At 70.9% G+C, this 13,687-nt stretch carries 12 protein-coding genes; 8 read left to right on the top strand and 4 right to left on the bottom strand.

The features are described from left to right. Positions 1–111: 111 nt before the first annotated feature. The 3 genes from gltX to AC07BS_RS34700 form a co-directional block, all read right to left on the bottom strand. Complete coding sequence (gltX, locus tag AC07BS_RS34710) at positions 112–1,587, bottom strand: glutamate--tRNA ligase (protein WP_478650148.1); 1,476 nt, start codon at positions 1,585–1,587, stop codon at positions 112–114. After that, positions 1,580–2,362 (bottom strand): fumarylacetoacetate hydrolase family protein, encoded by a 783-nt coding sequence (locus AC07BS_RS34705; RefSeq protein ID WP_478650146.1) that lies wholly within the window; start codon positions 2,360–2,362, stop codon positions 1,580–1,582. The genes gltX and AC07BS_RS34705 overlap by 8 nt, the downstream gene beginning before the upstream one ends. Positions 2,363–2,507: 145 nt before the next feature. Then, complete coding sequence (locus AC07BS_RS34700; RefSeq protein WP_478650143.1) at positions 2,508–2,699, bottom strand: hypothetical protein; 192 nt, start codon at positions 2,697–2,699, stop codon at positions 2,508–2,510. 506 nt (positions 2,700–3,205) lie between these two features. Here AC07BS_RS34700 and AC07BS_RS34695 point away from each other — a divergent pair. The 8 genes from AC07BS_RS34695 (at position 3,206) to AC07BS_RS34660 (ending at position 13,260) form a co-directional block, all read left to right on the top strand. After that, entirely contained in the window at positions 3,206–6,724 is a 3,519-nt protein-coding gene (locus AC07BS_RS34695; protein WP_478650140.1) for a sensor histidine kinase, read from the top strand. 9 nt (positions 6,725–6,733) lie between these two features. Beyond that, entirely contained in the window at positions 6,734–7,147 is a 414-nt protein-coding gene (locus tag AC07BS_RS34690; RefSeq protein ID WP_207248166.1) for a roadblock/LC7 domain-containing protein, read from the top strand. 103 nt (positions 7,148–7,250) lie between these two features. Next, complete coding sequence (locus tag AC07BS_RS34685; protein ID WP_478650137.1) at positions 7,251–7,658, top strand: DUF742 domain-containing protein; 408 nt, start codon at positions 7,251–7,253, stop codon at positions 7,656–7,658. Further along, positions 7,639–8,229, top strand: a complete 591-nt coding sequence (locus AC07BS_RS34680) for a GTP-binding protein (RefSeq protein WP_478650134.1) — start codon at positions 7,639–7,641, stop codon at positions 8,227–8,229. Before AC07BS_RS34685 ends, AC07BS_RS34680 begins: the two co-directional genes overlap by 20 nt. Before the next feature lie 326 nt (positions 8,230–8,555). Then, entirely contained in the window at positions 8,556–11,663 is a 3,108-nt protein-coding gene (locus AC07BS_RS34675) for a sensor histidine kinase (RefSeq protein WP_478650132.1), read from the top strand. Positions 11,664–11,672: 9 nt separating this feature from the next. Further along, positions 11,673–12,086 (top strand): roadblock/LC7 domain-containing protein, encoded by a 414-nt coding sequence (locus AC07BS_RS34670; RefSeq protein WP_181143878.1) that lies wholly within the window; start codon positions 11,673–11,675, stop codon positions 12,084–12,086. An 84-nt stretch (positions 12,087–12,170) separates the two neighbouring features. Next, positions 12,171–12,698 carry a DUF742 domain-containing protein gene (locus tag AC07BS_RS34665; RefSeq protein WP_478650129.1) on the top strand — a complete coding sequence of 176 codons (528 nt, stop codon included), beginning with the start codon at positions 12,171–12,173 and terminating at the stop codon, positions 12,696–12,698. Beyond that, on the top strand, positions 12,679–13,260 hold the full coding sequence (locus AC07BS_RS34660) for a GTP-binding protein (RefSeq protein WP_099201035.1): 582 nt from the start codon (positions 12,679–12,681) through the stop codon (positions 13,258–13,260). Before AC07BS_RS34665 ends, AC07BS_RS34660 begins: the two co-directional genes overlap by 20 nt. Positions 13,261–13,363: 103 nt before the next feature. Here AC07BS_RS34660 and AC07BS_RS34655 read toward each other — a convergent pair whose 3' ends face one another. Beyond that, on the bottom strand, positions 13,364–13,561 hold the full coding sequence (locus tag AC07BS_RS34655; protein ID WP_478650125.1) for an acyl-CoA carboxylase subunit epsilon: 198 nt from the start codon (positions 13,559–13,561) through the stop codon (positions 13,364–13,366). Positions 13,562–13,687 lie beyond the last annotated feature (126 nt).

The following is a 13,687-nucleotide window of genomic DNA, read 5'->3' as shown; positions in this document are numbered from 1 at the left end:
CCCCCCCCCCCCCCCCCCCCCCCCCCCCCCCCCCCCCCCCCCCCCCCCCCCCCCCCCCCCCCCCCCCCCCCCCCCCCCCCCCCCCCCCCCCCACGACGGGACGAACAGGCGTCAGCCGGCCAGCTTGGCCAGGGCGGCGTCGACGCGGGCCAGGGTGCGCTCGCGGCCGAGGATCTCCAGGGACTCGAACAGCGGCAGACCGACCGTGCGGCCCGTGACGGCCACCCGGACCGGCGCCTGGGCCTTGCCGAGCTTCAGTCCGTGCTCCTCGCCGGCGGCGACCACGGCGGCCTTCAGGGCGTCCGCGTTCCACTCCGCCGCGGCCAGCTTCTCGCGGGCGGTGCGCAGCAGGGCGTCCGAACCCTCCTTCATGGCCTTCGTCCAGGACGCCTCGTCCTCGGCGGGCTCGTCCAGGAAGAGGAAGTCGACGTTGGCCGTGATGTCGGAGAGGACGGTCAGGCGCGTCTGGGCGTGCGGCGCGATGGCCTCCCAGGCGGCCCGGTCGAACTTCTCCGGCGCCCACGGGGCGTGCGGGGCGGCGAGCCAGGGCTCGCAGGCCTCGGCGAACGCCTTCGGGTCGAGGCGGCGGATGTGGTCGGCGTTGATCGCCTCGGCCTTCTTGAGGTCGAAGCGGGCCGGGTTGGCGTTCACGTCCGTGATGTCGAACGCGGCGACCATCTCGTCGATCGTGAAGAGGTCCTGGTCGGCCGAGAGGGACCAGCCGAGCAGGGAGAGGTAGTTGAGCAGGCCCTCGCGGAGGAAGCCGCGCTCCCGGTAGAGGTTGAGGGAGGACTGCGGGTCGCGCTTGGAGAGCTTCTTGTTGCCCTCGCCCATCACGTACGGCAGGTGGCCGAAGGACGGGGTGGTGCCGTTGCCGACACCGATCTCGGCGAGCGCCCTGTAGAGGGCGATCTGCCGCGGGGTGGAGGACAGCAGGTCCTCGCCGCGCAGCACGTGCGTGATCTCCATCAGTGCGTCGTCGACGGGGTTGACGAGCGTGTAGAGCGGGGCGCCGTTGGCGCGGACGATGCCGTAGTCCGGAACGTTCTCCGGGGTGAAGGTCATCTCGCCGCGCACCAGGTCGGTGAAGGTGATCGGCTCGTCGGGCATCCGGAAGCGGACGATGGGCTCGCGGCCCTCGCGCTCGTACGCCGCCACCTGCTCGGCGCTCAGCTCGCGGCAGGCGCCGTCGTAGCCGGAGGGCTTGCCGGCGGCCCGGGCGGCCTCGCGGCGGGCGTCCAGCTCCTCGGTGGTGCAGTAGCAGCGGTACGCGTGGCCGGCGTCGAGCAGCTTGGCCGCGACGTCCTTGTAGAGGTCCATGCGCTGGGACTGCCGGTACGGCGCGTGCGGGCCGCCCACCTCGGGGCCCTCGTCCCAGTCGAGGCCCAGCCAGCGCATGGCGTCCAGCAGCTGCTGGTACGACTCCTCCGAGTCGCGCGCCGCGTCGGTGTCCTCGATGCGGAAGACCAGGGTGCCCTTGTGGTGACGGGCGAACGCCCAGTTGAAGAGGGCGGTGCGGACCAGACCCACATGGGGGTTGCCGGTCGGCGAGGGACAGAAACGTACGCGGACGGTCGCGTTAGCCACGCTTGATCACCTTGTTGGTGAGAGTGCCGATGCCTTCGATGGTGACGGCGACCTCGTCGCCGACGTTCAGGGGCCCGACGCCGGCCGGGGTCCCCGTGAGGACGACGTCGCCGGGGAGCAGCGTCATCGCCTCGGTGATGTGGACGATCAGGTCCTCGACGGTGCGCACCATCTCGCCGGTGCGGCCCAGCTGGCGCTGCTGACCGTTGACGGTGCACATGATCCCGACGTCGGACGGGTCGAGCTCGGTCTCGATCCAGGGACCGAGGGGGCAGGAGGTGTCGAAGCCCTTGGCCCGGCCCCACTGCTTCTCGCTCCGCTGGATGTCGCGCGCGGTGACGTCGTTGGCGCAGGTGTAGCCGAGGACGACGTCCTTGACGCGCTCGCGCGGGACCTCGCGACACATGCGGCCGATGACGACGGCGAGCTCGGCCTCGTGGTGGAGCTCGCTGGAGAAGGAGGGGTAGGCGATCGCGTCGCCGGGACCGATGACGGTCGTCGAGGGCTTGAAGAAGACGACGGGCGCCTCGGGGACCTCGTTGCCCAGCTCCGCCGCGTGTTCGGCGTAGTTGCGCCCGACGGCGACGACCTTGTTGGGCAGCACGGGCGGCAGCAGCCGCACCTTGCTCAGTGGGATCTTCTGCCCCGAGCGCTCGAATTCCGCGAAGGGGTGCCCCTTGATGATGTCGAGGACGGGACCGCCTTCGGTCGAGGCGTCCCCCTCTACGACGCCGAAGGCGACGTTGCCGTCGATGGAGAACCTTGCGATGCGCACGGGAAGCTCGTGCCCCTTTGTCTGATCGGCCGGAGTCTGACACCTCAGGCTATCGCGGGGGGCGCGTGCGGCCCGTGCGCTCTCGCGCAAGGTTCCGGGGCGGCCGGGGCCCATGGGGCCCGGCGGCCGGCCGGTTCCGGACCGGTCAGCCCTGGACCGGCAGGGGCTGGGGGGCGACCATCAGCACCGTGCGGCGGGGGTTGGCGGTGACCGTCGGCAGCGCGGTGGCGTGCTCCGGGCGCTCGGCGACGGCGAAGAGGCCGGCGGCGTCCTCGAGGTGCGCGAGCGTGGTGCGGCGCGGGTTGGCGGTCTTCCGGGACGGCATGGACGTCTTCACTGGGCTGCCTCGCGTAGGGGGGTCGTGGCGCTCTTCCCGGGCGCTTTCCGGCGCGCCTTCGGAGCCTGTGCAAAGAACCAGGCTAAGACGGCCCTATCCCCAGCGGTGCGTCGGTCGAGTCATGGCCACCCTGTGAGTTTCCTCACGACGCAAGCGAAAAATGCGGCATAACGGTCAGCGAATCCGACCCCGCGAAACGGACATCAGCGGACTGAATCAGACGTTCCGCTCCTGATCATGGCGACTGGGACACGGGGGGATGGCCGGAGAGAGACGTGTGACTCATGGCAATAAATCCGGCATAAGGGGGCGGAACCTCTACAGTGCGTCACGACCGGCCTCACCGTGCGTCACGCTTCGTCCCGTCCTGGGCACCGGCCTTGTTGGGAGATCCGGCACTGTGCTGGAATTCCGGGGACCGCCAGGGGGGCACCGCGGTCCCCCACGACTCGACACCGTCCCTCCGCTCACCCGGCGGGACGCCTGGTCCAGAGGTTGCGACGCTAGTGCAGGGACGTTTCAAGAGGGATGGCAGCGCTGCGGCGGAGCCGGAGCCGCGCGGTGCGACCGACCGCGGCACGCCCGTCGACGCACCGAGCGGTGGCGAGCCCACCGAACGGCCGAAGGGAAAGGGTGCCAACAGCACGGGCTCACGAATAGCCCTGCGCAACTGGCGCATTAGTACCCGTCTGGTCTCCCTGCTGGCCCTGCCCGTCGTCGCGGCGACGACGCTGGGTGCCCTGCGTATCGACACCTCGCTCGAGAACGTCGACCAGCTCGACCACATGAAGCTGCTCACGGACATGACGGGCAAGGCCACCGCGCTGGCCAACGCGCTCCAGGAGGAGCGCGACAAATCCGCCGGCCCGCTGATGCGCAACCAGCCGGACGACGCGGTCGTCTCCTCGCGGCAGCGCACCGACCGCACCATCGACGCCTTCCGTGAGACCACGAAGAAGGCGCGGCCGGACGATCCGACGATGGTCGGCGTGCAGTCGACCCTCGTCGACATCACGCGTGAGCTCGACAAGATCAAGAAGATTCGTGAACGTCCCTACAAGGACCACGACTACATCGCCCAGACCGTGGGCAGCTACAACACGCTGATCCAGTCGCTGCTCTCCCTGTCCCAGGACATGGCCCAGGCGACCAGCAACCCCGAGATGATCACCGCGACGCGCGCGCTGGCGACGTTCTCCTCCGCCAAGGAGTACGCCTCCATCCAGCGAGCCGTGCTGAGCGCCGCCCTGGCCAACCCCAAGGGCGCGCAGCTGAGCCCGAACGACCACCAGTACGGCGCCACCGCCCTCGCCAACGAGGAGCAGGCCCTCATCCGCTTCACGGCCATCCGCTCCGGCGACTCGGTCGAGCTCCTCAAGGCCCTCAACGGCGGTACGCCGGAGATCACCTCGGCGAACACCTTCGCCACCCGTGCCTTCGGCAACACCAATGCCCTGAAGGACGAGAAGACCACCTACCGCGACTGGTACGACCAGGACACCGTCAAGATCACCGAGATGGTGAAGATCGAGACGACCCTGCTCAACCAGATGGAGCAGAAGGCCGCCGAGCTCCGCGACGAGGCCAACCAGGACGCCATCCTCAACGGTGTCCTCATCGTCCTCGTCCTCGGCATCTCGCTCGTCGGCGCCTTCGTCGTGGCCCGGTCCATGGTGCGGTCGCTGCGGCGACTGCAGGACACCGCCCAGAAGGTCGCCAAGGAACGTCTGCCCGAGCTCGTCAAGCAGCTGTCCGAGACCGACCCGCAGGACGTCGACACGTCCGTGGAGTCCGTCGGTGTGCACAGCCGGGACGAGATCGGAAAGGTGGCCGCGGCCTTCGACGAGGTGCACCAGGAAGCGGTCCGTCTCGCCGCCGAGCAGGCCCTTCTGCGAGGCAACGTCAACGCGATGTTCACCAACCTCTCGCGCCGCAGCCAGGGCCTCATCCAGCGTCAGCTCTCGCTCATCTCCGAGCTCGAGAGCCGCGAGGCCGACCCGGACCAGCTGTCCTCGCTGTTCCGCCTGGACCACCTCGCGACCCGTATGCGCCGTAACGGCGAAAACCTCCTCGTCCTCGCGGGTGAGGAGCCCGGCCGACGGTGGACCCGTCCCGTGCCGCTCGTCGACGTGCTGCGTGCCGCCGCGTCCGAGGTGGAGCAGTACGAGCGCATCGAGCTCAGCGGTGTGCCGCCGACCGAGGTCGCCGGCCGCGTCGTCAACGACCTCGTGCACCTCCTCGCCGAGCTGCTCGAGAACGCGACCTCGTTCTCCTCGCCGCAGACCAAGGTCAAGGTGACCGGTCACGCCCTGCCCGACGGCCGGGTGCTGGTCGAGATCCACGACACCGGCATCGGCCTCTCGCCCGAGGACCTCGCGGCGATCAACGAGCGCCTCGCCAGCCCGCCCACGGTGGACGTGTCGGTCTCCCGGCGCATGGGTCTGTTCGTGGTCGGCCGTCTGTCCCTGCGACACGGCATCCGCATCCAGCTGCGCCCGTCCGACTCGGGCGGTACGACCGCGCTCGTCATGCTCCCGGTCGACGTCGCCCAGGGCCACAAGAAGCCCGCCCCGGGCGGTGCCGCCGGTGGCGGTGCGCCCGGCGCCGGTGCCCCCGGTGCCCCGGCGGCCGGTCCCGGCCAGCAGCGTCCGCAGGGCCCCGCGGGTGGTCCCGCCGGCGGCCCGCGCGCCACGATCGTGCCGCGCGGCACCGCGCCGGGCGGCGGTCTTCCGCAGCGCTCCGCGCCGGGCGCCGGCCCCAGCGGCGGTGCCGCCGCCGGCAGCCTCTTCGACACCACGCCGCGCGCCAAGGGCGGCCCGGCCGCGGGCGGCCCCGGCCTGCCCCAGCGGAACGCCGGCGGTCCCGCCGCCGTGCCGCCGCCGGCCGGTGCCGGCGGGCAGCCGCAGCTCCCCGCCCGGGGCGCCCAGGGCTCCGCTCCCGACGCCGGACGCCAGGCCCCGGCCTGGGGCGGCGACGCCCAGGCCCCGGCGGGCCGTACGGGCCGCAAGGGCGGCCAGGCCCCGGTCGACGACTGGCCGGTGGCCGGTGGCTCGCCGGCGGGCCAGGAGGCCCCGCGCGGTCACGACGACACGAACAACGGACCGGCCGGCCGCCCCGCGGCCCGGCAGGACCGCCCCCAGCGCCCCCAGCGCAAGAAGGGCGGCCCGGCCGCCGGTGGCGCGCCGCTGAACGGCGGTCCCGGCGACACGGCCCAGTTCCCCCCGATCACCCCGGCCACCGAGCCGCCGGCCGCCTCCACGGGCGCGTTCCCGCAGATCGGCGCCGACCGGCCGGCCCTGGGCCCGACCGACACCGCGCAGTTCCCGCCGGTGCCCGCCCGGGGCGAGGCCCTGGGCGGCACGACGGGCCGGTTCGACCTGCCCGGCACCCACGGCCAGGCGCCCGAAGGCGCCGCGGACCGCTTCGCGCGGCCGGAGGCCGGCGACGGCCCGGCCGCCACGGGGCAGTTCCCGCAGGTGGCTCCCGCCGAGTCGCGGAACGCGACCACGGGTGGCTTCGAGCTGCCCGGCGGCCCGTCGGCCGGCGGTCCCGCCGCCGGTGGACAGCCCGGTGCCACGCCGGTGTTCCAGGACCTGGAGTCGCACTGGTTCCGCGGTGAGGCGCAGGCCTCCGTGCCACAGCAGCCGACCGGCTCCGAGCGGCCCGCGCCGCAGGCCGCCGCCCCCGCCCCGGTCGCCGACGGCGACCAGGGTCAGGGCTCCTGGCCGGGCTCCCCCAACGACGAGCGCTGGCGCCGGGCCGAGCAGGTCCGCGAGCCCGCCGCGGGCGGAACCACCTCGTCCGGGCTGCCGAAGCGCGTGCCGCGCGCCAACCTCGTCGAGGGAACCGCCGAGACGACGCAGACCCAGTCCCTTCCGACCGGTCCGGCGGTCTCGCGTGCGCCCGACGACGTACGCGGCCGACTGACCAATCTCCGCCGGGGCATCCAGCAGGGACGTCAGGCCGGTAACGGCCCGGCCACCGGCAGTCACAATGTTGGCCCCACTTACCAGCAGGAGCGTTAGTTGAGTCCGATGAGCCAGGCGGCGCAGAATCTGAACTGGTTGATCACCAACTTCGTGGACAACACCCCGGGGGTGTCGCACACGGTGGTGGTGTCCGCCGACGGACTCCTTCTGGCGATGTCCGAAGGGTTCCCGCGGGACCGCGCCGACCAGCTGGCGGCGGTGGCCTCCGGGCTCACCTCCCTGACCGCCGGCGCGTCCCGCATCTTCGAGGGCGGCACGGTGACCCAGACCGTGGTGGAGATGGAGCGTGGCTTCCTCTTCATCATGTCGGTCTCCGACGGTTCCTCGCTGGCCGTGCTGGCGCACCCGGAGTGCGACATCGGCCTCGTGGGCTACGAGATGGCCCTGCTCGTCGACCGAGCGGGCAACGTCCTCACGCCCGACCTGCGCGCCGAGCTCCAGGGCAGCCTGTTGAACTGACCGACACATCACGCAAGTACCGTCCGACCGTACGGCCGAAAACCCCCCAACGGCCCCCGCTCGACGGCATTATTGCCATCCTGCTGTCCCGTCCGGAGGATTCATGACCCCGCCCGCCTCGCCCGGCCCGTACGGCGCTTCCCATCATGCGCCGTACGGGGATGAAGGCGACCAGCCGCTGGTCCGCCCCTATGCCATGACGGGGGGTCGCACCCGGCCGCGCTACCAGCTCGCCATCGAGGCACTGGTCAGCTCCACGGCCGACCCGGCCCACCTCGGAGGGCTGCTCCCGGAGCACCAGCGGATCTGCCACCTCTGCCAGGAGGTCAAGTCGGTCGCGGAGGTCTCCGCGCTGCTCAACATGCCGCTGGGCGTGGCTCGGATCCTGGTGGCGGACCTGGCGGAGGCCGGCATGGTGGCGATCCACCAGCCGGGTGGCAGCGGCGAGTCCGGCGGTACGCCGGATGTGACACTGCTCGAAAGGGTTCTCAGTGGACTTCGGAAGCTCTAGCGGAGGCGCGGTCGGCACCGGCCGCTCGACGACTTCCGCGAAGATCGTGGTGGCCGGCGGCTTCGGCGTCGGCAAGACCACCTTCGTCGGTTCGGTCTCGGAGATCAGTCCGCTGCGCACCGAGGCCGTCATGACGTCCGCTTCGGCGGGCATCGACGACCTGAGCCACGTACAGGACAAGAAGACGACGACCGTCGCCATGGATTTCGGCCGCATCACCCTTGATGACGACCTGATCCTGTATCTGTTCGGTACGCCCGGTCAGGACCGGTTCTGGTTCATGTGGGACGACCTGGTCCGCGGCGCCATCGGCGCCGTCGTCCTCGTCGACACCCGCCGCCTCGCCGACTGCTTCCCCGCCGTCGACTACTTCGAGAACAGCGGCCTGCCCTTCGTCATAGCCCTCAACGGCTTCGACGGACAGCAGCCCTACGGTCCCGAAGAGGTGCGCGAGGCGCTGCAGATCGGCCCCGACACGCCGATCATCACGACCGACGCGCGGCATCGGAACGAGTCGAAGAGCGCGCTCATCACGCTCGTCGAGCACGCCCTCATGGCACGGCTGAAATAGGGTTGTTCGACCGAATGTCGTGACGATGTGTAAGTTGTGGGATTGCCCACGGCACGCTTCGAAGTTCATAACGTTTCGACAGAGAATTGGCCGGACGCGACCACTGGGCGCGTCCGGCCGACTTCGTTCCGCGATCAACCGGTTCACTTTTTGACATGGCTCGGCCTTAATGCCCGTTTTACGTCAGGCAAATCGCGGCCTTCACGGGCTCTGTCCGGTGTTTGGAATGCGCCTGCCGGACGTGCTGGAATTCCCGGACTGAGCTTTCGTGGCTCCCACAGATAAACGGCACAGCACAGAGCAGACGCCGAGAGGTTGTTGGTCGAGTGAGGCGAAGAAAGACGGGCGCCGCGCAGGAGGCGCGGGACGCGCGGGGCAACTTCACCCCGCCGTCGCGCACAGCGGTGCCGCCTTCCGACATGCCCGAGCCCCCCGTGGCCCCCGAGACGGGCCGCGGCGGAAGATTCTCGCCCCGTAACTGGCGCGTGCCGGTCCGCCTGAACGCGATCCTGCTGATCCCCGTGATCATCGCCCTCGTGTTCGGCGGCCTGAAGGTCAAGGACTCGGTCGACACCTGGCTGGAGGCGGCCGACGCCGCGAAGACGGCACGGCTGGTCAAGGCCGCGACCGCGTACGCGCACGCCGTCATCGACGAGCGCGACGTGTCGGCCAGGCCGCTGCTGGAGGGCCGGCGCGACGACGACAACGTCAAGAAGGCCCGCGAGGTCACCGACGAGGCCAAGGCCGATTTCGACAAGCGCGTCAAGGAGATGCCGGACACCCCGGCCCTCAAGCGCCGTCTGAAGCTGGTCCGTGACGCCGAGCCGACGCTGGCCAAGCTGCGCCAGGCCGCGTACACGCCCGCCCTGGACGGGGCCAAGACGGAGGACGGCTACGGCGCCATCCAGCGTCCGCTCATGGCCTTCACCAATGAGCTGGGCCTGGGCACCGGCAACGTCACCGCCTACGGCCGCATGGTCTACGCCGTCTCGCTGGCCAAGGCCGCCGAGTCGCTCCAGCGTTCCATCGGTACCCATGTGCTGGTGGACGCGGGCACGGCCAAGAACCGCGAGACGCTGCTGACGTCCTTCTCCTCGTACAACTTCCTCGAGTACATCGCCCGCGGCGAGTACGAGGCCGGCGGTTCCGAGGAGGACATCAAGCGCCTCAACAACGCCCTGTCCGCCGACGCGCAGGCCCAGGAGATGGACAAGATGGCCCTGGCCGTCATGTCCGGCGCCACCACCGCGCAGCTCAAGGCCAAGGGCGTCACCGCCGACACCTGGTACGCCGCCTCCACCGCGAAGTTCGGCGCCTACCGGACCGTCGAGGAGCACCTGGCCGACAAGGCCGTGTCCGAGGCCGACACCGTCGCCACGGACGCCCAGAGCGAAGCCGTCGTCAACTCGTCGATCATGATCGCCGCGCTGCTGATCGCCTTCCTGGTGGCCGGCAAGATGGCCCGCTCGATGAGCTCCAACATGCGCCGGCTGCGCACCGCCGCCTTCGACGTGGCCGAGCAGCGCCTGCCGGCGCTGGTCGACCAGCTCTCGCGCACCGACCCGGGCCGGGTGGACACCCGTGTCCAGCCGATCCCGATCACCACCAAGGACGAGATCGGCGAGGTCGCCCGCGCCTTCGACCAGGTCCACCGCGAGGCCGTACGACTCGCCGCCGAGCAGGCCCTGCTCCGGGGCAACGTCAACGCGATCTTCACCAACCTCTCGCGCCGGAACCAGGCGCTCATCGAGGGCCAGCTGACGCTGATCACGGACCTCGAGAACAACGAGGCCGACCCGGACCAGCTGGAGAACCTCTTCCGCCTGGACCACCTCGCCACCCGTATGCGACGCAACGGCGAGAACCTCCTCATCCTCGCGGGCGAGGAGCCCGGCCGTCGCTGGGACCAGCCGATCCCGCTGGTGGACGTGCTGCGCGCGGCCACCTCCGAGGTGGAGGCCTACGAGCGCATCGAGCTGAGCGGCGTCCCGGAGGCCGAGATCCACGGCATGGCCGTGACCGACCTCGTGCACCTGCTCGCCGAGCTGCTGGAGAACGCCACCTCGTTCTCCTCCCCGCACACCAAGGTCCGCGTCACCGCGACCCGGCTGCCCGACGGCCGGGTGATGGTCGAGATCCACGACAAGGGCATCGGCCTGACCGCCGAGGACTTCGCGGACATCAACCACAAGCTGGCCAACCCGCCGACGGTGGACGCCGCGATCTCCCAGCGCATGGGTCTGTTCGTGGTCGGCCGCCTGGCCACCCGCCACGGCATCCGCGTCCAGCTGCGCCCCTCGGGCGAGCAGGCGGGCACCACCTCGCTGGTGATGCTCCCGGACGCGATCACGCACGGCGGTGGCGGCGAGGAGCTCGTCCAGGACGACTTCACGGTCCCCCGGATGGTCCCCGGCCAGCAGCAGCACCAGCCGGTCGCGGCCCCCGAGGCCCGCACCGCGGCCGATCTCGGCTTCGACGACTCCCGTTACGACGTCCGCCCGGACGCCCCGGGATCCGGTGCCCCGGGGATGGACCCGTTGGGCCGCTCCCTCCAGCGCGAGGAGCGCCGCGCGACGCTGGAGTCGCAGGCCGGCGACAGCCGTCCGCTGTTCCGCGACGAGGTGCCGCAGCAGCCGTACGAGCAGCAGCACACCCAGCCGTACGAGCAGACGCCCCAGCAGGCGCAGACCGTCGACCCGCACGCGACCGCCGGCTACGAGCACGGCGGGGCGCAGTTCGCGGAGAACGGCTACGCGGAACCCTCCTACGGGGATGCGGCGGTTGACGGTTCGCAGACCTACGGCGACTACAACGCGCCCGCCCACCAAGGCGACTGGCCCGAGCCAGGTCCGTACCAGGACGCGTACGGACAGGGTTACGGAGCGGATTCGGAATCCCTGCCGACCGCTGACACGGCCCAGCCGGAGCGCGTAGAGTTCGACCGTCCGGGCCCCGCCTCGAGCGGTTCCCCCTCGCTGACCGGGTCCGGTCTGCCGCGCCGCGACACGCAGTGGCGGTCGGCCGAGACGGGCGAGGAGGCCACGAGGGACGGCGGAGAACGGGAGCATTCCCAAGCGGAGGTCCCGCAGCGGCCTCAGGAGGGTGAGGACGCCGAATGGCGTTCGGCCAACGACGAGCGCTGGCAGCGTGCCGGGCAGCTCCGGGAGCCGAAGGCCGGCGGCATCACCTCCTCGGGCCTCCCCCGCCGGGTCCCCAAGGCCAACCTGGTCGAGGGCAAGGCGGAGCAGACCCAGCAGAGCGGGCCGCAGATCTCCCGCGCACCGGAGGACGTCCGCGGCAGGCTCGCCAACCTGCGCCGCGGCATCCAGCAGGGGCGCAACGCGGGGGGCGACTTCCCGGAGTCCTCCGCGCACGACCAGCAGCAACACGACCAGGGCTTCGGCCCCGGCGGCACCTACGATCAGGAGCGTTAGTTGAGCCCGATGAGCCAGGCGGCGCAGAACCTGAACTGGTTGATCACCAGTTTCGTGGACAACACCCCAGGGGTGTCCCACACCGTCGTGGTCTCCGCCGACGGACTCCTTCTGGCGATGTCCGAAGGGTTCCCGCGGGACCGCGCCGACCAGCTGGCGGCGGTGGCCTCCGGCCTGACCTCGCTGACCGCCGGTGCCTCCCGGATCTTCGAGGGCGGCACGGTCAACCAGACCGTGGTGGAGATGGAGCGCGGCTTCCTCTTCATCATGTCCATCTCCGACGGTTCCTCGCTGGCCGTGCTGGCGCACCCGGAGTGCGACATCGGCCTCGTGGGCTACGAGATGGCCCTGCTCGTCGACCGAGCGGGGAACGTCCTCACGCCCGACCTGCGCGCAGAACTGCAGGGGAGCCTTCTCAACTAGCAAAGAGGCAGTGCGTTTCGCGCCACCGCGCCATAGGGTGCGGTGGCGCGGACGGCAGTAGACAGGCAAGTCGGAGGAGGAGACGTGGCAACGCCCCCAGGCGGTTACCCGTATGGCAATGATCAGCAGGCTCAACAGCCGTTGAACCGCTACAACTTCCCCTCCTCACCGTCATCACCGATGTACGGGGACATGCCGGAGCAACGCCCTCCACATGCACAGCCTCAGCAGCACCGGCGTCCCGCCGCGCCCCCCGCGGCCGGCAGGAAGACCAATCCGCTGGTCCGTCCCTATGCGATGACCGGCGGCCGGACCAGGCCGCGGTACCAGCTCGCCATCGAGGCACTGGTGCACACCACGGCCCAGCCGTCCCAGCTCCACGGGCAGTTGCCGGAACACCAGCGCATCTGCCACCTGTGCCATGAGATCAAGTCGGTTGCCGAGATCTCGGCACTTCTTTCCATTCCGCTCGGCGTCGCCCGAATCCTCGTAGCCGACCTGGCGGAGGCCGGGCTCGTCGCCATTCATCAGCCCGGCGGCGATGCGTCCGCCGGCGGCCAGCCTGACGTGACACTGCTCGAAAGGGTGCTCAGTGGACTTCGGAACCTCTAGCGGCGAGGCAGCCCGCTCCACCACCTCCGCGAAGATCGTCGTCGCGGGTGGCTTCGGCGTGGGCAAGACCACGTTCGTCGGCGCGGTCTCGGAGATCAACCCGCTGCGCACCGAAGCCGTCATGACCTCCGCCTCGGCGGGCATCGACGACCTCACCCACGCGCCGGACAAGACCACGACGACCGTGGCCATGGACTTCGGCCGTATCACCCTGGACCAGGACCTGATCCTGTATCTGTTCGGTACGCCCGGTCAGGACCGGTTCTGGTTCATGTGGGACGACCTGGTCCGCGGCGCCATCGGCGCCGTCGTCCTCGTCGACACCCGCCGCCTCGCCGACTGCTTCCCCGCCGTCGACTACTTCGAGAACAGCGGCCTGCCCTTCGTCATCGCCCTCAACGGCTTCGACGGGCACCAGCCGTACACCCCGGAGGAGGTCCGCGAGGCCCTCCAGATCGGCCCCGACGCGCCGATCATCACCACGGACGCCCGGCATCGCAACGAGGCGAAGAGCGCGCTCATCACGCTCGTCGAGCACGCCCTGATGGCGCGACTGCGCTAGGGCGTCCGCCCGGCGGGCACGGATGCGAAGAGGTCCCCGCACTCCTGAGGGAGTGCGGGGACCTCTTCGTGTCCGCCGGGTGCGCTGTCCCGGGCGGGGGTGCTCAGCCCTGCCAGCTGTGCGGCGCGCGGAAACCGGGCGTGCGCTCCAGACGGCGCCAGCCGGCGGTGCTGCGGCGCGGGCCGGGAACCTGGGCGGCGTTCTCCCGGCCGGCGGCGCGGGCGAGGAGGACGGCGGTGACGGCTGCCAGTTCCTCGGCGTCCGCCAGGCCCTTCTCGACGCGTACGAGCGTGTCGTTCATGCGTATCTCCGATGGGGTGAAGTGCGGGACGTGCCTTACTGGGGTGGGTTGCCGTGCTTGCGGGACGGCAGGTCCGCGTGCTTGGTGGCGAGCATCGCGAGCGAGCGGATCAGTACCGAGCGGGTC

It is taken from the genome of Streptomyces sp. NPDC044063, from assembly GCF_056434285.1.
This window is presented reverse-complemented; position numbering and strand designations above follow the sequence as displayed.

Bases quoted from the DNA above. Each gene is read 5' to 3' on its own strand.
- AC07BS_RS34685 (WP_478650137.1), top strand. From the start codon at position 7,251: ATGACCCCGCCCGCCTCGCCCGGCCCGTACGGCGCTTCCCATCATGCG.
- AC07BS_RS34690 (WP_207248166.1), top strand. From the start codon at position 6,734: ATGAGCCAGGCGGCGCAGAATCTGAACTGGTTGATCACCAACTTCGTG.
- AC07BS_RS34670 (WP_181143878.1), top strand. From the start codon at position 11,673: ATGAGCCAGGCGGCGCAGAACCTGAACTGGTTGATCACCAGTTTCGTG.
- AC07BS_RS34655 (WP_478650125.1), bottom strand. From the start codon at position 13,561: ATGAACGACACGCTCGTACGCGTCGAGAAGGGCCTGGCGGACGCCGAG.